Origin of the sequence: Sphingomonas echinoides, assembly GCF_029623395.1 — a bacterium.
In the GTDB taxonomy this organism is placed as follows: domain Bacteria; phylum Pseudomonadota; class Alphaproteobacteria; order Sphingomonadales; family Sphingomonadaceae; genus Sphingomonas; species Sphingomonas echinoides_A.
The window spans coordinates 40,211-59,520 of sequence record NZ_JAPYKK010000017.1; the positions used below are offsets into that span (position 1 = coordinate 40,211).

The following is a 19,310-nucleotide window of genomic DNA, read 5'->3' on the forward strand; positions in this document are numbered from 1 at the left end:
CCGGTGAGCTTGCACTCATGGGGCGTTCTGCTAGCACAACCCTGCCGAAAATAGAGTGGACCGGTGGTGTCTCGGTCCTCCGCTCCCGTGCGGATCTTCCCAGCCGCGGCGTCGAACCAGCAGTGTCTGGATTGGCGCACGTGCTCACCTATCGCACGTTGCCTGCCCTTCCTGCCTGCGTACCGGGAAGTTAAGCTATGTCTGACGCTGAATACCACGCCTTCAATCTCGTGCTTGCCGCAAGCATTGGCGGTTTGGGCCTGTGTGAGCTGGTTCGTCCAGCTTGGCTGGAAAGAGGTGCTTGGCGAGAGCGGTATCCCTCAAATCTCCTCTATGTGAGGGGAGGGGCCGACATGGTCGCTGCAGGACTGTTGCTTTGGCCCGGCATGAGCTTTGTCGGATCCAGTCTCCTTTTGGCAATCACGGTGACGGTCGCGACCACATTCCTGATCGATGGCGAGTTTCAGCTGGCCATGCTGCCCTTGTTCATGGTCGTTGCGGCGGGTGCGAACGGCTATCTCAATGTTATCTCAAACTCCGCCTATTTCAGCTCATAGGAGCATCGTTGTGGATCGCCGCAGCAATCTGGAGCGGACATTGCTCTGTGCGATGGAGAGAGATGACGTCGTGGTAGTGCGGTTGACCCGCGCAATCGTTCGTTGCAGCTTTAGCCCCGACGCCAGAGACTTTCCGGATTTGAGGCAGGATCTCGCGCTAATTGCGACAAGCCGGACACCGACCGACTTGCATCATCCAACCCTTCAAAGCGCCATGTTAGAAGAATCAGGTGATGATCTTCGGCTGGTCCGGCTAGCCACGCTCGGCCTCGTCCTTTCTCAGCCGGAGAGCTGGTTCACCACAAGAGAAGCACAGGAATCACGTAGAAGCTTGATCGATCGAACCTACATTTGGTGAAGGCTTGTTCCCATGGCGGTGGCGACGGCCGCTGCGTACCCAATTCCTCGGCATCGACCATCACGCCGTGATGTCGGTTTTCGGTGCTCGTCGCATCGACCTCGCTTGACAACGGCGACGCACATTTTCGCAGAATTGCGAAAGCCAGCGCGAGCCAGCTTCGGTATCGTTGCGATATCAAGATTAAAAAGGATAAGGCTCATGACGAGCGCGATTCAGCTATTTATCGAACTCGAACTCATTGTAAACGAGGCGGAATTTGAAGCGACGTTTCGAGAGATTACGGAAATCGCCAAAAAGAATGCGGTTCGTTTAAGCTACAATTTCTACCGCGAGCCGAGCAATCCAACGAGAATATACGCAATCGAGAAGCACGACGACGTTGAGTCCCTCGAACGTCACTTTCAAACAGCAATGCCTGCCCTTCAGAAGGCTTGGGCATGCGCCCGCCCCATAAAGACGCTCATCCTTGGAAATCTACCACCGCATCTAAGAGCAATGATGGAGCAGAATGGCTGCACAGTCGTCTCCACCTGGATCGAGGGTTGAATGCCGCTAATATCGAGGGTCCACATATCTGATCCGCTCCTTAGCTGGGTGATTTACGCCGTGGCCGGAATCTTCTTGATTGGCGCCATCGTCAACTTCGTGGGTCCTGCCTCGATACGCCAAGAGTACGCTCAATGGGGTTACCACCCCTCCTTTCGGTTTGTGACCGCTGCGCTTGAAGGAGCAGCGTTCGTACTTATCATGAATAGCTCAACACGTTCGATCGGCCTTGTTCTTGGCGCACTGATCATGCTTGGCGCGATCGGCACACTTTTCCGTGCGCATCAGTTCGCACAGTCAATCCCCGCCGCAGTAGTTCTCGTGCTCAGCGTCCTGCTGATTGGTTGAAGATTTACAGATGCATTCGCCATACACGCGGCCACATCGCCTTCCCTGCTACTTTGCCTTGCCGGGGTGAAAGCGTGGCGTGGGCGAAGCCAGCCGAGCCCTGTCACGCGAGATCAACCGTAGCAATTAAGCCGATCCGCAAGCGCCCTACAGTGACGGCAAAGCTGCGACGAGTTGAGTGTAGGAAATTCGCCTGAACTGGGCAGGAGTGACGCCGATCCGACGTGAGAAGGTCTCGGTCATGTGCGCCTGGCTAGCAAAACCTGCAACATAGGCAACGTTCGCGATGTCATCCGACGTCTCAGAAAGCAGGATTCTTGCCTGGTGAAGCTTGCGTTCAACGACGCACCGATAGGGTGCGCGCCCGATCGCAGTCCGAAACACATGCGCGAAGTGAAAGACGCTGATGCCTCCAACCGCAGATGCGATGTCTTCGACTGACACGTTTGCAGCGTAATTCTCTTCGATGAAGTCGAGCGCACGCTTGATTCGGTTCGGCGAGATCCCGATCGGAGCGTTCTGTGGTCCAGGGCCGCTGATCCGCTGACGTAAAGACACAAGGAGTGCGTCAACGAGATTGGGGACCACGTTAGGGAGGAGAAGCCCGGCGAGCAATGCCCGACGAAAGTCGAACGCTAGCTTTGAAATGACGTCAGACTCAACATTCTCGAGCATTGGGAGCAAGGAAAGACCAGGGATGAGTCGCTCGCAAACCTGGGGGTCGAGGGTAATCAACAGATTTTCGCATATATGTTCTTTGCGAACTTCAACCTTTGTTCCGGCGGGTACGAAGTAAAATGAGCCCGACCGAATTATTCGGTCAAGCGTTGGTCCGGTGTCGAGTTGAACGCGGACGACACCTGGTTCGAATTCGAATCCAATGAGATGATGATTTAGTTTGATATGCGCTTGCACGAAGCGATTGGGGTAATAGGAGATATAGCCAAGCTCATGAGCCGCACTCCATGGCGCGTTGGCTAATTCACGCATCGATCCCATCCGATTAGACGCGAACGTTTTCGGAAGCTCTGCAAATGCTTCGGATTGAAAAAGATTCAACAACCAACCTGCCTTAACTTTTAGTCTCCCTAACAATCCATAATCCTGGGCAATGCATGCGCTCAGGGGCACTCAGGGTCGTTGGCTGCGAGAACAGTCACACCCATCGTCGCTATTTTCTCGAAGTTCAAGATAGAGGCTGGGCAGTCCTATCGCGCCCAGTACCGTTCAAATTCGGACGACTAACATCGGGAGGAAGCGCCCGAAACGACATTCCCGAAAAGGATCGAGAAATGGGAATGCGAGCAGCGTCCTGAAAACCGGGCGCGTATGCAGAAACGGGAAGCAATCAGTGCCGACCGCGAACGGCAATGGTAGGATCTCAGACGAATGGAATCTCGGCCCCTGCCGCGTTCGGCTCAGACCAATCCTGGATGAGCCTTGTCGCCCGCGCCAACGGGCCCGTAGTGCGTGTAGCCATCCAGACTGCGCCTACACGCCAGACCGCCTCGTCACCGGGCAGCAGGAATAATCTAAGTCGGCCTGGGAGTAGCGAGACGGAACTTGCCGGTACTATCGCGCATCCCATTCCGGCCGCAACGAGTGCAAGTACTGTCTGGATGTCGTCGGCTTGTTGGACCACCACGGGGTTAAAGGCGTGCGCGTGGCACCATTCCCGGATCTGTCTAGCAAGACCCGGGCCCCTTTCGTCACGTAGTGCTACGAACTTGAGCTTCTCAAGCTGGCTTAGGCGACCTTCGTTCGTAAGCTCGAAATCAGCTGGAACGGCGATCGCCAACCGATCAGTCGCAAGCGGAACCGAGGCGAGGTCGCTTGAGACGGGGAATCTAACGAACCCCAGATCCAGTTCGTCGCGACGTATTCGATCGATCATTTCGCGTGAAGAGAAATCGTTCATGGTCACCCCGACATCTGGAACGAGAGAACGAAACCTACTGATTATGCGAGGAGCGAGCGTAATCGTCGATAGCCCGAAGCCGATCGCAAGCGTTCCGGTCTCCCCTGCAACTGTGCGGCGGGCTTCTAGTAAGAACGCGTCGGCGTCGCGCACCAAGCGCTGGGCAACCGGGAGCAGATGACGCCCTAACTGCGTCACGAAGATCGGTTGCCGATCGCGATCGAACAAGGTGCCGCCAAGCGTGTGTTCCAAAGCGCGGATCCGTTTGGTCAATCCTGGTTGTGTGATGTGAAGCTTCTCAGCTGCACGGCCAAAATGGCCATGATCCGCCACGGCGATGAAAGCTCGGAGCCGTTCAATATCCATTCCTGCCAGTTATCACACCATCCCCTACCTTTCATTGGAGTTATACTGGTAGATCGCGATGGTGGCCCCGATAGGAGCATTTCCATGAGCAGAAGCCTTCGCGTCGCCACTGTCCAGTTTCAGCACAGGGCCGCAGATAAGCAATACAACCTCGGGCGGGTCGAGCATTTCGCCCGAACCGCAGCCGCGGCAGGAGCACAGATCGCGTGCCTGCCTGAAATGTGCATCAGCGGGTATTGGCACGTGCCGGGTTTGGATCGTGAGGACCTCTACGCGCTCGCCGAACCAGTTGATGGACCAAGCGTGTCGCGCGTTGCGGGCCTGGCATGCGATCTGGGAATTGCCATCGGGGTTGGTTGGCTTGAGCATGACGAGGATGACAAGCTCTACAACGCTTATCGGCTCTGTATGCCGGATGGGTCGGGGCATACCCATCGCAAGCTTCACGCCTTCGAGCATACGCTTATTTGCTCCGGCAATGGCTACACGGTGTTCGACACGCCATGGGGAGTGCGCGTGGGTATGCTCATCTGCTGGGACAACAACCTTATCGAAAATCCACGCGCGACTGCGCTCTTGGGCGCCGAGGTGCTGTTAGCGCCGCATCAGACCGGAGGCACCAATTCGCTCAGCCCAAAGGGTATGAAGCATATTCCGATTAGCTATTGGGAAGAACGCGAGCAGGACCCCGAACGTCTGAGGCGTGAGTTCCAAGGCCTCAATGGACGTAACTGGTTGATGCGTTGGCTACCTGCGCGCGCCCACGACAATGGGCTGTTCATTGTCTTCAGCAACGGCGTCGGGCGCGACGAGGACGAAGTGCGAACGGGCCACGCGATGATTCTCGATCCCTATGGAGACGTGCTTTCGGAATCGAGGTCGATCGGGGATGACATGGTTCTGGCCGATCTTGAGTTAGACGCGGTGGAGACCAGCAGCGGCCGCAGATGGATGCGCGGACGGCGACCCGATCTTTACGGACCGCTTGCGGAGAGTCGGGGGACGGAACTGTCGCCGCGGGCAACTCGATTTGGCGTGGAAAACTGACCCCGGCGACCTCCGGTAGGGGGGGAGCGGGCTTCTCAAAAACGAAGGTCCAGCGGGAAAGGCGTGGTGCGGCAATGGTTTCGTCGTCGCCGAACGAGCCGCTTTCTCAAAATCTGTTCCCAATTGAGTTTTCCCGAAATTGCCTGCCGGACATGGAAAAACGGGAATCTGATTATGGCTCGAACGGTAGGTTTCAGGATCTTGCGCGTACAGACTAAACGACCGGGTTTGGGCGGGGGCTGCCCGACCGCTTTTTCGCCCAATAGCTGCCGGTCGGGTTACGGGCAGGGTAGACGCGCTAGCGACGCTGGAACGGCGATAGGTGGTGGAAAGCGAACATACGTCTTCGACGCAAAAGAGCCGCCGGACTGCACAACCTACGGCTCTTCATTCAGCTCAATTAGGGGTGCGACTTAAGCAAAGGCGACGGGCGTCTGGCGACGGCGCATGGCACCACCGACTAGGCAGAAACCCACGATCATCATCGCCCAAATGGCGGGTTCAGGTACACTCGGCGTGACCCGATCGGCCAACAATGCACTGCTAAAGCTGGTGATGTTATCGCCCTGAGCCGAAAAGAAGAAACGTCCGGGTGTCGGATCGAAGCCCGCAAGCCTCAAATTGCCCAGCGCGGTAAACGACAACTGGTTCGCTCCGGGGCGGGTGACTTGTGAGACGCTGGCCAAATCAAAAGCAAGGCCGCTTGAAAACGAAACAAAGTTCTGGAGGGTACCCTGGCTGGCGAAGCTGCTTATGTTTTGAATTGTGCCACAGCCGCTTGTCAGAGACGCGCAAGATCCGATCGAGGCAAATGAGCCGCTGCCGGCGCCGTAGCTGGTGAGCGTTCCCGAACTGCCAGACACTGATGTTCCAGCGGCATTAGCGAAGGTAATGCCGGTTGCCGCTCCCATCCCGGTGCTGCCTACCGCTTGGGCATAACCGGCTACCGAGATTTGCCCTGTGATGAACGCAGCGCCTGCCGACGTGGCGCTGAGCGCTAATGCGCCACCAAGTAATCCGCGTAAGATCAGTTTCATGTTAACGTCCCCCGGCAGCGTGGGACACGAGCCGTCAACCGAGCTTACGCGCGCACCGGATGAAGTAAATTACCTAAAAGCCCACAAAAGTTCGCTTCGATCGATACTGAGACGATCGACGGTCGCTGCGGGGCGCTGCGTCAGCACGCGCGACGCTTTCTGTCCGAACTACTGTAATTAGGCGATTGCGAACTTCATCTACCCTTGTTCGCTCCCGTCACCAGAGCGGTTCGCTTTGGCCAGCGCACGCGCGGGTCGACCAGGAATAAGCGACGTGAGGACGGTGTGGTAAGCGCCCGCACCGGTGACCGGCAGCAACTCACCATAGTGAAAGCCAGCAGCCATACAGCTGGCGGCTTCCTTTCGATCCTACTGAGCCGGGAGTTAAGCGGCGTAGGAGACAGCCACTTTGTGGCGACGGCGCATCGCGAAGCCCATTGCGCCAAACCCCAGAACCATCATGCCCCAGGTTGCGGGCTCAGGCACCGCGGCTGTGACCGATTGGCTGTTCAGAGCGCCTACGAGAGAAGTGGAAGTGCCACTGCCGGGCGCGAGAAGCAGACGGCTCAAAGTAGCGCCGTTTGCTAGCCCAAAGTCCGACAGGTCGATCGCGGCGGCATTGACCTGGTACTGCGAGCCCTGCCTACCAGTGAAGTAGGACGTGTAGGCGCGGGTGATGCTGTTGATCGTGACATTCCAGCCGTCCAGAATATTGCCTAGTTCAAACAGTACAAGATCGTTACCCGCGCCGTTGAAGACGACGTTGTCGTTGAACGCGAAACTGAGCGTGCCGTTTACGCCGGTGTAGGTGTTAACGTCTTTGTCGATCAGTGCCGAAACGGGGGTAATGCCGCTAGAAAACGTTGCGTCCCCCGTAATAACTACGGCATCCGCAAAAGCGTCATCTGCAAACGTATATCCGCCAACGGGAGTGGTGGCACTGGCTGGCGTCGCAGCGGCGGCCGCGATCACAGTTGTAGACGCCAAAAGCTTTGCGATCATCTTGGTCATAGTTATGCACCCGTATTTGAAGTGGCGCCGCCGGTTACAAATCAGCGGCGTCTTCACCTTGAAAAAGGTCGGAGTTACGCGAACTTTACAGACAAACGACGACTCCCGCGCATTGCCGCTCCAACTACTCCAAAGCCGACCATCAGCATTGCCCAAGTCTCGGGTTCGGGAACGGCGGACGCCAAAGATATGGTCAAAACGCCACTACCGTTGTCATAGGCCGTACCACCGCCTGGATATCCAATCCCACGCTTAGCATTATAGGTAGTTACATATGATCCCACTCCTGTGATGGCAGTATCTGGAGCAAAGAAGTAACTGACCACCTTACCTTCGTCACCAAATAAGCCATAGCCGGCGCTATAGCTGAATCCATTAAATACCAGCGGATTGATTATCAGGCCATTCACGCTTCCGCTAAGATAGTCCAATGTATTTGCAGCGATCTTGTCACTCGTGTACGAAATATTCGAGGCAGAATACGATCCTTCTGCGTTAAAGTGAAATTCGTAAACATACGACGCGGCCTTCGCCTGACCGCTCGATGCAAGCAACATGACCAAAGAACCAGTCATCGCTAACATTGCCTTGAGTTTCACAATTCTGCGCATGTTAGTTTCTCTTCCCTTTTGTACCCGGATTGGTACTTTAAGGTATCCTTAGCAAAACGTTCATCGTCTGTGGATAGCCTTAACCGACCTAGAATCCCACTGAGCTAGGCTCGGCGTCCCAATTAGTCTCGTTCGGGGCCTCGAAGAGAACTAGGGGCTGAAAAGCAGTCACCCCTACATTGACCATGCCCGTCGTGCGACAACGCTGACGTCGCGTGTGTTGCGTATGTCTTGAGACTCGCGAGTCTCGTGATAGCGGCATGGCTCAACCTCGCGTGAAAAGCCGACGTTTATCCCATGCATATGGCTGGTGGCTCGTCGGAGCAGTTTGGGGAAGTGTTGGTTCGGCGGCGCCTCAAGCCACAACCCTAGCGTGGCGCCAAGCTGCGAGCCCAGTTGCCAGTTGATGGTCCATAAGCAACGACACGTGTTACAACCCCTTTTCCAGGTGAGCGATGTCCGATGAATGCAGCGAGACGATTTCCAAGATCGTCATGGACACATCGCCCCTGCCGGAGCCCGAGCAGTTCGCGTACTGGGCGGCGCACTCGGTCGGCGCCAGGCTGGAGCAGCGTTTACCAGGGTCGTTCCTTGCACGCGGCGATCTATGGAACCTCGGTGTTTTGCAGATAGCATTGATCGAGGTGGATCCATTCGTGGCCACCCGCAATCTCCCGTTGGTGAACGCTGTCGAGCTCAATTACGTGCAGATCGTCCAGTTGCTTGAAGGCGCGATCACCTTCGAAGCGGGTGGCGAGACGTTCGAGCTGGAGGCGCCTGTCTCGTTCGTCCGCGATTATGCGCAGCCCAGTACGGCGACATCGACGCGCATCCGGTGCTTGATCCTTTATTTCGCGCGGGATTTCCTTGAGGAGGCTGTCGGCCCTCTCGGCTTCCAAGGCCCACTTGCTCCCGTCCCCGAGCTTGCGTTGCTGCGTGACACGGTACTCGGCATGATCCGGTTTTTTCCTTCAGCGACTGCAAGCAGCGCGCCGCTTTATGCGACAATCCTGCGCGATCTTACAGCCTCCGCTCTTCAGCTTGCAGGTGTCAGCAAGAATGCCGGACAAGTGTCACTCCTCGCTGCGGCGAAGACCTATGTCGCAACGCAGCCACCTGGCACGTTGTCGGTGGCTGGGATCACCGCTGCCCTCGGTATCTCCCGATCGGTGCTGTACCGGTTGTTCGAATTTGACGGCGGCCTGCTTGCCTATGATCGAACGCGTCGACTGCGCGCGGTGCACCGAGCTATGTGCAATCCGCTCAACGCCAGCACGCTCGACGATCTTGCCGTCCGCTACGGATTTCGCGATCAAGCCGCCTTGCTGCGTAGCTTCCGCAAGGCATTCGGCTACTCGCCGAGCGAGTTGCGCGAACGCCATGTTAACGCCATTCCGTCGATGACTGCCACAGCCTCCGATCAAGTGCGACAGGTGCTCGACCACATGACGTGAGGCGCATGCGGTTCGGCCGTCGCGTATGTCCTAGGTTTCGACGCCGCATATATCCCTTCTTTTGCGACAGCGGCATGTCCGGATCTGGCAGAAAGCGACACGAACGGGTTCGGGGGCCTTGCTATCGTGAAGCCGAGCCTGGGTGCTTGGTAAGATTCATCAGAGTTTTGCATATGCGGATCGCACGGTTCTTTGCCACTGGTTAGCCGATGCAAAACCCGTGATTTTTGCATCAGGGATGTGAGGGCGGCTCCAGAAGCCAAAGACGGGCAGCAGAAACGTCGTCCTCAAAATACTGAACCGGACGATCGCGCGCCGCGCGCTGAACCTGCATTTTAGATAGAGATTTTGTGACGACGATCGCAATTCGCCGTGAGTAGTGCGCAGGGCTGTGCAGAACCTTCTCGAACGCCGCGACTGATTCTTGCGATTGAATTTTCATCTCGCGAATATCAATCAAAGTGAGATGCTGGTTCGGCCCGCAGCGCAGCTGCTGATGCGCCAAATCTCGCGCCGCAGCGAATTCCGCTACATCCGCGGGCTCGTAGAAGCCCGCCATGTGACAGGCGACCAGACTGAGGGCCGGGTCAACTTCAAAGCTGTAGGTTGGCGTCATGGCCCTCCACTACCAGTAGCTCGTTATCGAGTCATTGCTTCCGGTAACCGTATGTCACTGCGCTGATGCGAAAGTTTTGATTTTGCATCAGGAACAACCGGGTTTGGTGAAGAGCCGCTCGTCTGCTCTTGGGCTGGGATTAACGTAAACAACCGCTCGTTCAGCTTGCAGGGCAGGGGGGCTAAGCAGCTGATTGGGTAAAAGTCGTTAGCTCGCTTTAGGACTTGGGGTGGCTACTGTCCAGAATCGACGGATTAAGCACTGCCACAGGTGCTAGCGCGTCATCCCGTCAAACCCTTCTTGCGGCAGACCGACTGGGCTTCTTACGATTGATGTTACGCTAATCTGTCGATAAAATTACCTCGTACGCTTTTGAAATAATAATCATCTTTTAGCGTCACATTTCCATTCAATTTGCTGTCACCGCTGAATGATTGATTCTTTATTTCTTGGTAAACATCCATAGAACCGTTGTTATATGAAGTCACAACAGTCTGAAGCCTTCCAGCTACGAATACCTGCTGGTCAACTTCATAGGTCTGCCTAACTGGCAGCTGAGCATCGATCGATAGCGCCCCGTCGCTAAATTTGTTGCCCGACAAGTTTTTGCGGGCTTTTACGTTATCTGAACTCGTTACGTCATCTGAAACGGCGCGCGGAACGTTCGCTCTGACAGAGCTTGAACCACTCGATATCACTCGAGGAGGAAGACCAGATGCAATACGCACAATGCCTTATACGAAATATATGTGCGAAAAGCGTTTAATCAATTTCGTTAAAATCGCTCCTAAACTGCTGCTGGCATACGACTTTGGTCTAATTCTGGCTCACGGGTCGCTGTGCGTATTATAAACATTTCCTTGGTCGTCGATCTCAGTGTCTCTGACGGTCCGCATCAGAGGACGTTTGTACAAACGACCCGGCAGGGGAGCTATACAGACTGTTTGGGTGGTTAGTTCTTGGCTGTTGCCAAGGTGTGCGCGACCAAGGCGTTCGCGTGACCATGACCCATCCCATGGTCGGTTTTCAGCATGCTAACCAGATCCATGTGCTTCCCCGGGAGGTTCTGGCGCACCAACGCCTGCCATTCAGCGATCGAGCGACCATACTTCTTCTCGATGGAGGGGAAGTAGGATGAGGGGCCTTTAACCGGTGCATCCGCCATAGCTGCGCAACTCCGACGTGGGTTCTTGCAACATTATCGCTCGCCTCTTCTCGAACCGCAACGACGGATGGAACAACGTCTGAGCTCACGGACATCCGCTATTGGGCGCTTGCGGACTGGCAGCTTTCCCGCCCGATAGCTGACGGTCGGCTTTGAGGCACGATGGACGCCCGCGAAGGGTCTAAACAGCAATAGATGGTGGGGAACGGACCGGCAGCTTTCAGGAGGTAGTTGGCGATAGCTGCCGTTCCCGAAAAGGATCGAGAAACGGGAAAGCCTCTACGCCACAGCCGCGAGGCTTTTTGCGCGCTGTAGGTCCGTCGGCCCGCCCGAAAGCGGTGAGCATGGCTTGTAGGTCCGCCTTCTCGGGGACGAAGACAACCACGCCAGCAACCTCAACGCGTTGCCGCGTCGCAGGCAGTACGGGCAGCCACCTCTTCCCTGACCGGCGGTGGAAGTTTGCCATGAACTCCACCGGCAACAACGTCGTTCCGGTCCACGGGCAGTGCGCTACGATTATTGAGGTTCAGACCCATAGCGGTTAGGTCCGGGAACACCCTGTCTACCCGTCCAGAACAGTGACAAGACCATCACGACGGGCATTGTTGCCACCCAGACCATGAACCCGAACGACAAAACCGCTATTGGTGTCGGGCTTTGCAGAATTGGGAGATCAGCGACTATAAATGCGACCGGCCCCAGCAGTAGGAGCGGGGGGATTGGCCACCAGCCCGATAGATTCAGGTCATGCAACCGCCTTACCAGAACCGCCAGCGCCGGAACTTCGATCACCGCCCGAGGAAGGAAAGCAATGAAGGACGAGGGGGCAACTGTGACCAAGCTCAAGATCGTTCGAGATACATACCATATCCCTAGCAGGCCAATCAGCGACCACAGGAACTCAGGTCGAGAAGAGCGGCCTCGAAAATCAGCAAAGCGGCTCAGCGCCATTCGCATCCAGTGCCAAGGTGATTTAAACATTAGTCCTACCTATCACGCACAACAATGCTCCGGAATTTTTGCGGCATGCTGGTAGGCATGGCCGGCGCGCCGGCTGTTGCGCGAAGCTGACTCGCAGCTTTCAAGCGGCAAAGCTGCCGGTCTGGAAACGCCCGATAGCGGACGATTATCTACGTCAGGACAGAGCCTAGTGGCGGCGAACATGACTGCCATGCTCGCCGCCTGTCACCTTAAGCAGGCTCGGCTACCTTGGGGCCCCGACCACGCTTCGTGGTCGATGCGGGCGCCTCGGACTTGGCAGAAGCTTTCTGTCCCGGCTTTCTGCCCAGACCAATCTTCTTCGCCATATCACGACGCATTGCCGAGTAGGACGGTGCGGTCATGGGATAATCGGCCTTCAAACCATATCGCGCACGATATTCAGCGGGCGTCAGGCCGTTGGTAGAGAGATGCCGCGTGAGCGTCTTGTAGGGCTTTCCGTCGATCATCGAGATAATGACATCCGGATTTGCAAGCGACTTCCGCGCAGTGACCGCACTAGTAAATTCAGGAGCAGCTTCCTCAGCGGTAGCTGCTGTCAACGCAGTTGAAAGACCGATCACTGCGTCATGCATCGACCTCAAGAATGCCGGGACATCCTCCGCCGACGTGCGCGTATTCGGGTTGGACAGCCATGCCATCGTCAATTCGGCCGCGAGCTCAACAGTGTTCGTAGTTTCATCAGTCAATTTGGATTTCCTTTCAAAAGTGGGGGGGTAGCGATGAAATCGTAAACTCACCCTGAATATCACAAACTTTCGAGTTGATTGTCAGGCGTTCCTGAAGCGTCCAAAACCCGAATTAGGTTGGCTCTTTGCCAGTCACTCTCGCCCAGTTGTTGACGTTCATGCTGCAGATAGCGGTTCTTAAAAGCGGACGCCATCACCACGCCGGGTCAATGGGTTCGCGCTTCAAATAGAGGATGGAAGTAACGTTGGCGGTAGGCGTATCAGGACTGTTACTCGTGTACGCAGCATGGTCTCGACCGTATTTTTGACGAACGTTAATTTTTCGTTTCCTGTCAAAGCGTTGTCACAACTCTCCTATATTTCGCAGCGCAGTGGGAGATGGCCCTCGCCAATCACATAAGGGGAAGAAGAATGTTGCTGGATATGAAGTTTGCGAAACTTATCAAATCTGCCCTCGCTGGCGCGACCACACTCGGCCTACTCGCCATTGCCAACCCCGCTTGCGCGGCATCGCTGCTCCAGTATAACTTCAGCGACAATTCGGGAATTACCGCAACCGAAGCGCCATCGTTCGTCGCGGCGAACCTTATCGGCGTAAACTTCACTCGAGGCGGCGGACTGACGCCGGTCAGTGCTACGGACGGGTTCAATTCGTCTGGTTGGGGCGCGTTTGCGGCCAATCCGAATGACTATTTGAACTTCGGTTTCAACGTCACCTCCGGTTATAGCGCGGTGGTCAATCAACTCGCGTTCGCGTCCGTTCGTTCCAACACCGGTCCAAGCAACATGGCCGTCTTCGCTGCGGTCGATGGCGGCGCATTCACGCAACTCGCAAACTTTACCCAAGGCACTTCGGATACGAGCCGCATCCTGAACTTCGCGCCACTGACCGGCGCGTCTAGCATTTTCTTCCGCATCGTTGCGACAAGTGCTGCCTCGGCCACCGGCGGCACCTTCCGTGTCGAGAACTTCACCCCCAACGCGACTACCAGCCCATTTTCGCTCAACGGTAATGTCTCGTTGATCCCGGTCATCGTCCCGTCTGTGCCGGAACCGGCGACCTGGGCAATGATGCTGCTCGGCTTCGGTATGGTTGGCGCCGGCGTGCGCAGCCATCGTAAGCCGGCTATCCAAACGACCTACGCCTGAACCGTCAGCCAGAGTTACACATGGGCCGTCGATCCAGCAGGATCGGCGGCCTTTGTCGTAATTCCACCAAACCCAGCACCTGTGCATTATTTGGACACAGATTCACGGTAGCCCGCAATCAGGCTTTTGGTCGCCCCCCTTCTAAGCAGTGACAACCGAGATGGTTTGCCGATCTCAGGAATCGACATTGTGGAAACGGGGCTCTGAACGTCACACATCCGGGCACGCGGGTGTAGGAGTTCGCCCGATTGCGACAAAATCTCGCCAGACTACGTCATCATCAACGCCAATCGATCCAGTCTCCATGAGCATGGCATGTCGCCCAGGCGCGTCTGCCCACCAGCGACGCCTTTGTGTTCGATACCGGGTCTAGCGAATTACCGCTCAACGTCGACTTAGCGACCTGGTGCACACTGACCAACCGCGTGACCACCGAAGGCGCGCCGACAAACTGTCAGGGCAGTGCTTGGGGTAAGCCGCTTTTTATCCCAGGTGCACCTTCCACAGGCCTGGTTTCAATCGGCAAGGCCCCTCTCTGTCGTATTACTATCTTCACCAATCCTGCTCAGCCAACCGGCTTCGCCGACTGGCCCGTGCAGACCGTCGGCGTGCTTGGCAATGCTCCCGTCTGGGATGGAATTGTTGTTTTGGACCTGACCGCAAAGGTGAGGTTCGCCATCATCCATTGAAGATGGGAACGGCATCAGCGTCGTCGTAATGCGAACCTCACTGGTATCGCATCAGTCAAAAAGCGCCTAAAACCGCACACCTGCTGATGCAGTAGCGCAAGTGGCAGGCAAAGAAGGGCGCTTGAATGTCTACAAGTAAGTCGTCGATGCCCCTCGTGAAAAGGGCTTAGCCGACTTGCTGCGGCGTCAGCGTGCTAGCGACCTGCTGGCGCACGATTTCGCTCACGCCGCCAAAGACGAGATGAGAGGCATAGGAATAGAGGTTGCTCGCGATCCCCGCTTCCCACGGAGGGCTGCCAAGCCCCGTAACGGGGACCGCGACTTCGTCCAATATGGTCGCGGTGCCAAGCCCGAACGCCGTACCAAAGCCCAAGGTAACCGAAGGTCGGAACTCCGCGGCGATACCATAAGCAGCACCTAAAGCGATCCCGACCGCATAATGGACCGCCTGCCCAGCAAGAGGTTTGTCTGCATCAGGGATCGTATGGCCCGTGATGCCCGTCGTGATGGCGTCCGCCGCTTTTTCGGTTGCCGGTTCCGAATTGCCCCCGCCCGACGGCAGTAGCGGAGATGCCGCCGCCTGGAAACGGTCCATCGCAAAGGACGCAACGGCGCCAGCGATCACCCCTGCCACAAGACCGCGTGCGATTTTGACGGCGTTGCTCTCATCAGTCTTGGTGGGGGGCGAGGCCATCACGTATCTCCTTGGGTCTGGGACTTCGTAACTCCGGAGGCGAGGACGGGTTGCCCCAGAAGGGGCTCAAGCTTCAAAACATTCAGGTTAACGAATGTCCGGATTGGGGGGGTGGGATAGGTTACATGAAAGGTCGAATGTGGATCTCCCCGGAAACCAAGCACCGGCAACTTACGATCGTTTGATGAACGCCGCGCGGCGCTGTAGGCGCTGTCCGCGAACCATTTTAAAGGGATGTCGCCGGCGCGACCTTTCCAGTCTCTCTAAAGAGACCGGCGATAAGCTACCAAATTTTCGCGCACCACCACGTCGGCGCAAGACGTGTTGACCAATAATTGGCCATTCGCGCCTTTCCCAGTTTCCAAACTCCAGACACGTATTCGCCTGCTTTAAGTTGCTCGACCTTCTTTATAAATATCTCGCAGCCGCTTCGCTAACAATATCGGATCGAACGGCTTCAATATATATCCGCTGATGCCGAGATCTTTATAACCAGTTATGTCTTCAGACACGTGAGCAGTTACCAGAGCCGTTACAATATTTCTTAATATTGGTATTAAACGTAGTTGCCTATGCAACTCGATTTCCGTCATAAATGGAAGTTTAAAATTTAATAACGCCATATCAAAGCATTGCTGGGTTTCAGAGACAAACCTTAATGCCGATGGACCATCTTCAAAACTCTTATAATATATATTGTCGTCGAGGCCCATCGCCATTTCGACGATCGAGCGTATGTCCGGTTCATCCTCAACGAAAATTATCCGGATTATACCCATCGTAGACCAACCTTCGACATACGAATTATAATTTCGCTTGTATCTTCATTTGGCGGGCGGCGAAAGCATAATACGTTCAGTTAGGACCAATTCCAGACGATCAGGTCCATATCTGGATTCGTCAAGAGCTAACATCTTTTCATGACGGACCTTAAGCCGGTTCAAGCTCATGTCGAACGCATCTTACTGGATAGACGGCAAGCCGGATCATAAGTCCAAAAAGAATCCAATTTCTAGGAAAAGGGCGCGTGCCTGTACGACTGGAATTGGGTGCTTGCGAACTGGCAGCTTTCCCACACGATAGATGCCGGTCGGCTTTCGGACGCCTTGGACGCCCGCAAAGGGTTTGAACGGCGATAGGTGGTGGAAACCAGGCATTGCTCCGTCCGATAATTTCCGTCATCGTATGTGTATGGCGTCTTCTGGCAGAGCAGCTGACGAAGCGATGCGCTCATCTTTGGTGGGGTGGAGCAGTCTGATCCTAATTCCCGGGATGCTTTTTGTTTTCGGGCTGATCTACGCCGTTTCGCCCCGGCAGATACTACCGTCGCAGTCCTGGGCGAACGGCACCTACATCAACGCTTGTTGCGCCCGCCTGCTTTTGCGTGATGGAAAAATCACCACAGCTAACAGGGAAACAAATTACGTCGTCTCGGAGAGCAAGTTCGGGCATCAGATTACCGTTGCCGCTGGTATTGGTGTTCGTCACGGAGCTGTCGAGTTCGGCGGAAACTACGTGTTCGTGCATTTCAACAGGGACAGCACTGCGTTGCCAGCCATCGGAAAGCCGGCATCGCTTCACGTGATTGGCTTGGATGATAGCCGCGACTACGTGTTCGAACGACGCGGCTAGTTACGATCCACCGGCGCAACGGAATGTCCGCAACTAGGCGCTTCCGGTCCGTCCGCTTCGGCGCCCAAAAGTGGCCGGTCGGCTTTCGGCCAAGTTCGCTCTGCGGCGCGCGCTCCACTTTAAACCGGCAAGAGAACTGCGCACAAGCGTGACGATTGGGGAGAAATGATTCTTTCATGTCGCCCTGCAAGGAGGTGCGACCGCGAACGCTTTGTAGCTTACGCTATCTCATTTTTGCCACCGCGGCTTCACAGATTATTAACCATTTTCTGAAAAGATCTAAAGGTCGAAGCGGGGGCTGGAGATTCCCAATGCTCAACAAATTTGAGATTGAAATAGAGATCAACAGAACGAGGCGGATGGCTGATCAGCTGTTCGACGAGCGTTCTGCAAAGGCGCTTAAAACGTATACGAACGAACTTGAACGTGCTGCTGACCTTATCAAAAATAAGGGCCGCCGTTTCGCCCTGTCATCAAGCTTTTGAAAAGCTCCTGCGAGCATTCAGCAAAGGGTTGGCTGCGTTTCGCGGAGTGCCGCACGCACCATCGCGCAATCCTCACGAGCATGAATTGCTATCGATTCATCTTCCGATCCAATCCAGATTAACGTACCTCCATTGCGGGCGGGCTCAATGGATGTAACGACGTTATCTTCTAAGCTGACTAACCGCCCATCAGGGTAATGTATCTGAGCCATTGGTTTATTTCCGCCGCTAGGGGGAAGCGATATAAGCGCTACTGACTAATCATTTACAACCCTACTTTAGTCTAACGCGTTTGGGTGAGTCGGCAGACGGAAAGGCTCCTACGTTGGCATCGATCCGCCTCAGGCCTATGGACGTCCCAACCGCCATATTTCCCCCAAGCAACATGGCGGCCAGGGCTGCTGCGGATCCACGTCGGCAGCGGCCCGAAACTATTCTCTCCGGTCTCATCATCAATCTTAGCTTAGGATGGCATCAGGGAATCCGCCGTCAACCATTCGAGAGCGGCCGCACGTCCTTTGAAAACGCACATGTTAGAGCGGTTCTCAGAGATACGCAGCGCTTGCCGGCGGGCCAAGACTCCGTCGGTATACATCGCGACACGCCGGTGAATCATAGCAGGATGTTCCGCCAAAGCTTTCATGGCCGCGACAACTTCTTGGGTCTGAATTGTCGCGTCGGTAAAGTCGTAAAGGGTGGTGGGCGGCTGATCGCCGACCGGAAAACTGGCTATCGTCGCTCGAAGTTCGCTCACAAACGCGCCAAATTCGTCCATCGAGCACAAGCCCACGAGCTTCACTTCGATCATGCGCAATTTTTCGTGTTTAATAATGATGTGCAACGACGATTTCCTCTCAAGACACCCATAAGGCGCGGTCATGTAGAAAGGGTTTAAAACCAGGCCGTCGGCTAAGTGTTGAATGGCAACTTCGGATTGCTAAGCGGCTAAAAGACTTCGGACTTCGTTTTCCAGAGTCTGTAACGTGAACGGTTTCTGTAGAAAGCGGTCTGCAAGACCAGTGCGCTGGATGCTTTCCCCAGTGTAGCCTGAAATGATAATCGTCCGAAGGTGGGGGCGGTCGGCGAGCGCTTTTCGAACTAAGTCGAAACCATTTATAGCTCCAGGCATTCTGACGTCTGTTACAATAAGGTCAATGCGAGTCACGCCTTGCACGATCTTGAATGCGTCATCGCCGCTGGCTGCCAGGATTACCTTGTAGCCCACGGTCTCGAGTTGATCCCCGATCAACGTTCGTATCCTTTCCTCGTCATCGACGACGAGGATAACCCAACGGTCACAAGACATCGTCTGAGTTCCCAACGTTTTCTAAAATACATACTGAACCTAGGATGGTGAGCATGGCTAGTGGCAAACTGTTGATCGTAGATGACAACGCGCTAGTCCGTCAGATGATAGCGAGCCTTGCGCGCGAACTAGGCCTGTCCGTGATTGAAGCAGCTTCGATCGACGCTGCACAGGCGCCGCTTGCTGACGGCGATATCGATATGCTGCTTTGTGATGATGACCTAGGCACTGGCGTGTCAGGCGTTCAATTTATCGCCAGCAATCCGTTGCAGATGCCGGCGACCGTTGTGCTGATGTCCGGTAATCCGAAACCGAATGGGCTGCCAGAAGGTATACGGTATCTCTGCAAGCCCTTTACGATCGGGCAACTAGAAGGGGAGTTATTAGCTTAAAGACCGATAACCGAGGCGTGACGCAAAACTTTAGCTTTGCATCACGGACGTCCGACTTGGGTGGGGGTTGCGTAAGAACGGTGACGAAGCGTCGCTGATTGAGACGCGCGCGAACGCAGTGTTAAGGTCTGCATCGCTGCTATCAGTCCCGGCACACCGACCAGAGCGATGGCGCGCTTAGTGTTGTATGCGAGGATCTGGAGGCTCAACTCGGTTCCGACGTTCCTCAGTGTTCGCG

24 protein-coding genes are annotated in these 19,310 nt (G+C 55.5%); 10 read left to right on the forward strand and 14 right to left on the reverse strand.

The window, feature by feature from the left end; all coding sequences use genetic code 11:
* Positions 1–197 precede the first annotated feature (197 nt).
* The 3 genes from QBJ92_RS11700 (at position 198) to QBJ92_RS11710 (ending at position 1,812) form a co-directional block, all read left to right on the forward strand.
* Complete coding sequence (locus tag QBJ92_RS11700; RefSeq protein ID WP_277969874.1) at positions 198–557, forward strand: hypothetical protein; 360 nt, start codon at positions 198–200, stop codon at positions 555–557.
* Between the two features lie 559 nt (positions 558–1,116).
* Positions 1,117–1,464, forward strand: a complete 348-nt coding sequence (locus QBJ92_RS11705; RefSeq protein WP_277969875.1) for a putative quinol monooxygenase — start codon at positions 1,117–1,119, stop codon at positions 1,462–1,464.
* A 60-nt stretch (positions 1,465–1,524) separates the two neighbouring features.
* On the forward strand, positions 1,525–1,812 hold the full coding sequence (locus QBJ92_RS11710) for a DoxX family protein (protein WP_277969876.1): 288 nt from the start codon (positions 1,525–1,527) through the stop codon (positions 1,810–1,812).
* 147 nt (positions 1,813–1,959) lie between these two features.
* Here QBJ92_RS11710 and QBJ92_RS11715 read toward each other — a convergent pair whose 3' ends face one another.
* The gene (locus tag QBJ92_RS11715; RefSeq protein WP_277969877.1) at positions 1,960–2,802 is read right to left on the reverse strand and encodes an AraC family transcriptional regulator; all 843 of its coding nucleotides are present in this window, start codon (positions 2,800–2,802) and stop codon (positions 1,960–1,962) included.
* 391 nt (positions 2,803–3,193) lie between these two features.
* Positions 3,194–4,096 carry a LysR family transcriptional regulator gene (locus QBJ92_RS11720; RefSeq protein ID WP_277969878.1) on the reverse strand — a complete coding sequence of 301 codons (903 nt, stop codon included), beginning with the start codon at positions 4,094–4,096 and terminating at the stop codon, positions 3,194–3,196.
* 84 nt (positions 4,097–4,180) lie between these two features.
* Here QBJ92_RS11720 and QBJ92_RS11725 point away from each other — a divergent pair, with 84 nt between their 5' ends.
* Entirely contained in the window at positions 4,181–5,143 is a 963-nt protein-coding gene (locus QBJ92_RS11725) for a nitrilase-related carbon-nitrogen hydrolase (RefSeq protein ID WP_277969879.1), read from the forward strand.
* Positions 5,144–5,556: 413 nt separating this feature from the next.
* On the opposite strand, the gene QBJ92_RS11730 is transcribed toward QBJ92_RS11725, so the two are convergent.
* The 3 genes from QBJ92_RS11730 to QBJ92_RS11740 all read right to left on the reverse strand — a co-directional run bounded on the left by QBJ92_RS11730 (position 5,557) and on the right by QBJ92_RS11740 (position 7,802).
* A complete protein-coding gene (locus QBJ92_RS11730; RefSeq protein ID WP_277969880.1) occupies positions 5,557–6,180 on the reverse strand; it encodes a PEPxxWA-CTERM sorting domain-containing protein in 624 nt (207 codons plus the stop codon).
* A gap of 384 nt (positions 6,181–6,564) precedes the next feature.
* Positions 6,565–7,191, reverse strand: a complete 627-nt coding sequence (locus QBJ92_RS11735) for a PEPxxWA-CTERM sorting domain-containing protein (RefSeq protein ID WP_277969881.1) — start codon at positions 7,189–7,191, stop codon at positions 6,565–6,567.
* 74 nt (positions 7,192–7,265) lie between these two features.
* On the reverse strand, positions 7,266–7,802 hold the full coding sequence (locus tag QBJ92_RS11740; RefSeq protein WP_277969882.1) for a PEPxxWA-CTERM sorting domain-containing protein: 537 nt from the start codon (positions 7,800–7,802) through the stop codon (positions 7,266–7,268).
* Between the two features lie 455 nt (positions 7,803–8,257).
* Between QBJ92_RS11740 and QBJ92_RS11745 the strand changes: the two genes are divergently transcribed.
* On the forward strand, positions 8,258–9,256 hold the full coding sequence (locus QBJ92_RS11745; RefSeq protein WP_277969883.1) for a helix-turn-helix transcriptional regulator: 999 nt from the start codon (positions 8,258–8,260) through the stop codon (positions 9,254–9,256).
* Positions 9,257–9,488: 232 nt separating this feature from the next.
* Here the strand turns inward: QBJ92_RS11745 and QBJ92_RS11750 are convergent, their stop codons facing one another.
* The 5 genes from QBJ92_RS11750 to QBJ92_RS11765 form a co-directional block, all read right to left on the reverse strand.
* Positions 9,489–9,872: a hypothetical protein gene (locus QBJ92_RS11750; protein WP_277969884.1), complete on the reverse strand. Its 384-nt coding sequence runs from the start codon at positions 9,870–9,872 to the stop codon at positions 9,489–9,491.
* Between the two features lie 335 nt (positions 9,873–10,207).
* The gene (locus QBJ92_RS11755) at positions 10,208–10,600 is read right to left on the reverse strand and encodes a hypothetical protein (RefSeq protein ID WP_277969885.1); all 393 of its coding nucleotides are present in this window, start codon (positions 10,598–10,600) and stop codon (positions 10,208–10,210) included.
* Between the two features lie 224 nt (positions 10,601–10,824).
* Entirely contained in the window at positions 10,825–11,037 is a 213-nt protein-coding gene (locus QBJ92_RS11760; protein WP_277969886.1) for a DUF4287 domain-containing protein, read from the reverse strand.
* A 516-nt stretch (positions 11,038–11,553) separates the two neighbouring features.
* Positions 11,554–12,018 (reverse strand): DUF805 domain-containing protein, encoded by a 465-nt coding sequence (locus QBJ92_RS20645; RefSeq protein ID WP_431358396.1) that lies wholly within the window; start codon positions 12,016–12,018, stop codon positions 11,554–11,556.
* A gap of 209 nt (positions 12,019–12,227) precedes the next feature.
* Positions 12,228–12,725, reverse strand: coding sequence for a MucR family transcriptional regulator (locus QBJ92_RS11765; RefSeq protein WP_277969887.1), 498 nt, complete (start codon positions 12,723–12,725; stop codon positions 12,228–12,230).
* A gap of 411 nt (positions 12,726–13,136) precedes the next feature.
* On the opposite strand from QBJ92_RS11765, the gene QBJ92_RS11770 reads away from it, so the two are divergent.
* On the forward strand, positions 13,137–13,874 hold the full coding sequence (locus tag QBJ92_RS11770) for a PEPxxWA-CTERM sorting domain-containing protein (RefSeq protein WP_277969888.1): 738 nt from the start codon (positions 13,137–13,139) through the stop codon (positions 13,872–13,874).
* 353 nt (positions 13,875–14,227) lie between these two features.
* Entirely contained in the window at positions 14,228–14,563 is a 336-nt protein-coding gene (locus QBJ92_RS11775; protein WP_277969889.1) for a hypothetical protein, read from the forward strand.
* A gap of 166 nt (positions 14,564–14,729) precedes the next feature.
* On the opposite strand, the gene QBJ92_RS11780 is transcribed toward QBJ92_RS11775, so the two are convergent.
* Complete coding sequence (locus tag QBJ92_RS11780; protein WP_277969890.1) at positions 14,730–15,257, reverse strand: DUF1440 domain-containing protein; 528 nt, start codon at positions 15,255–15,257, stop codon at positions 14,730–14,732.
* Positions 15,258–15,646: 389 nt separating this feature from the next.
* On the reverse strand, positions 15,647–16,036 hold the full coding sequence (locus QBJ92_RS11785) for a response regulator (RefSeq protein ID WP_277969891.1): 390 nt from the start codon (positions 16,034–16,036) through the stop codon (positions 15,647–15,649).
* A 445-nt stretch (positions 16,037–16,481) separates the two neighbouring features.
* Here QBJ92_RS11785 and QBJ92_RS11790 point away from each other — a divergent pair, with 445 nt between their 5' ends.
* Together QBJ92_RS11790 and QBJ92_RS11795 are read left to right on the forward strand one after the other, a co-directional pair.
* On the forward strand, positions 16,482–16,889 hold the full coding sequence (locus QBJ92_RS11790; protein ID WP_277969892.1) for a hypothetical protein: 408 nt from the start codon (positions 16,482–16,484) through the stop codon (positions 16,887–16,889).
* 311 nt (positions 16,890–17,200) lie between these two features.
* The gene (locus QBJ92_RS11795; protein ID WP_277969893.1) at positions 17,201–17,374 is read left to right on the forward strand and encodes a hypothetical protein; all 174 of its coding nucleotides are present in this window, start codon (positions 17,201–17,203) and stop codon (positions 17,372–17,374) included.
* Positions 17,375–17,837: 463 nt separating this feature from the next.
* Here the strand turns inward: QBJ92_RS11795 and QBJ92_RS11800 are convergent, their stop codons facing one another.
* Together QBJ92_RS11800 and QBJ92_RS11805 are read right to left on the reverse strand one after the other, a co-directional pair.
* Positions 17,838–18,215 carry a hypothetical protein gene (locus QBJ92_RS11800; RefSeq protein WP_277969894.1) on the reverse strand — a complete coding sequence of 126 codons (378 nt, stop codon included), beginning with the start codon at positions 18,213–18,215 and terminating at the stop codon, positions 17,838–17,840.
* A 96-nt stretch (positions 18,216–18,311) separates the two neighbouring features.
* On the reverse strand, positions 18,312–18,623 hold the full coding sequence (locus QBJ92_RS11805) for a response regulator (RefSeq protein ID WP_277969895.1): 312 nt from the start codon (positions 18,621–18,623) through the stop codon (positions 18,312–18,314).
* Between the two features lie 110 nt (positions 18,624–18,733).
* Here QBJ92_RS11805 and QBJ92_RS11810 point away from each other — a divergent pair, with 110 nt between their 5' ends.
* Entirely contained in the window at positions 18,734–19,072 is a 339-nt protein-coding gene (locus QBJ92_RS11810; protein WP_277969896.1) for a response regulator, read from the forward strand.
* The last annotated feature ends 238 nt before the right edge of the window (positions 19,073–19,310 follow it).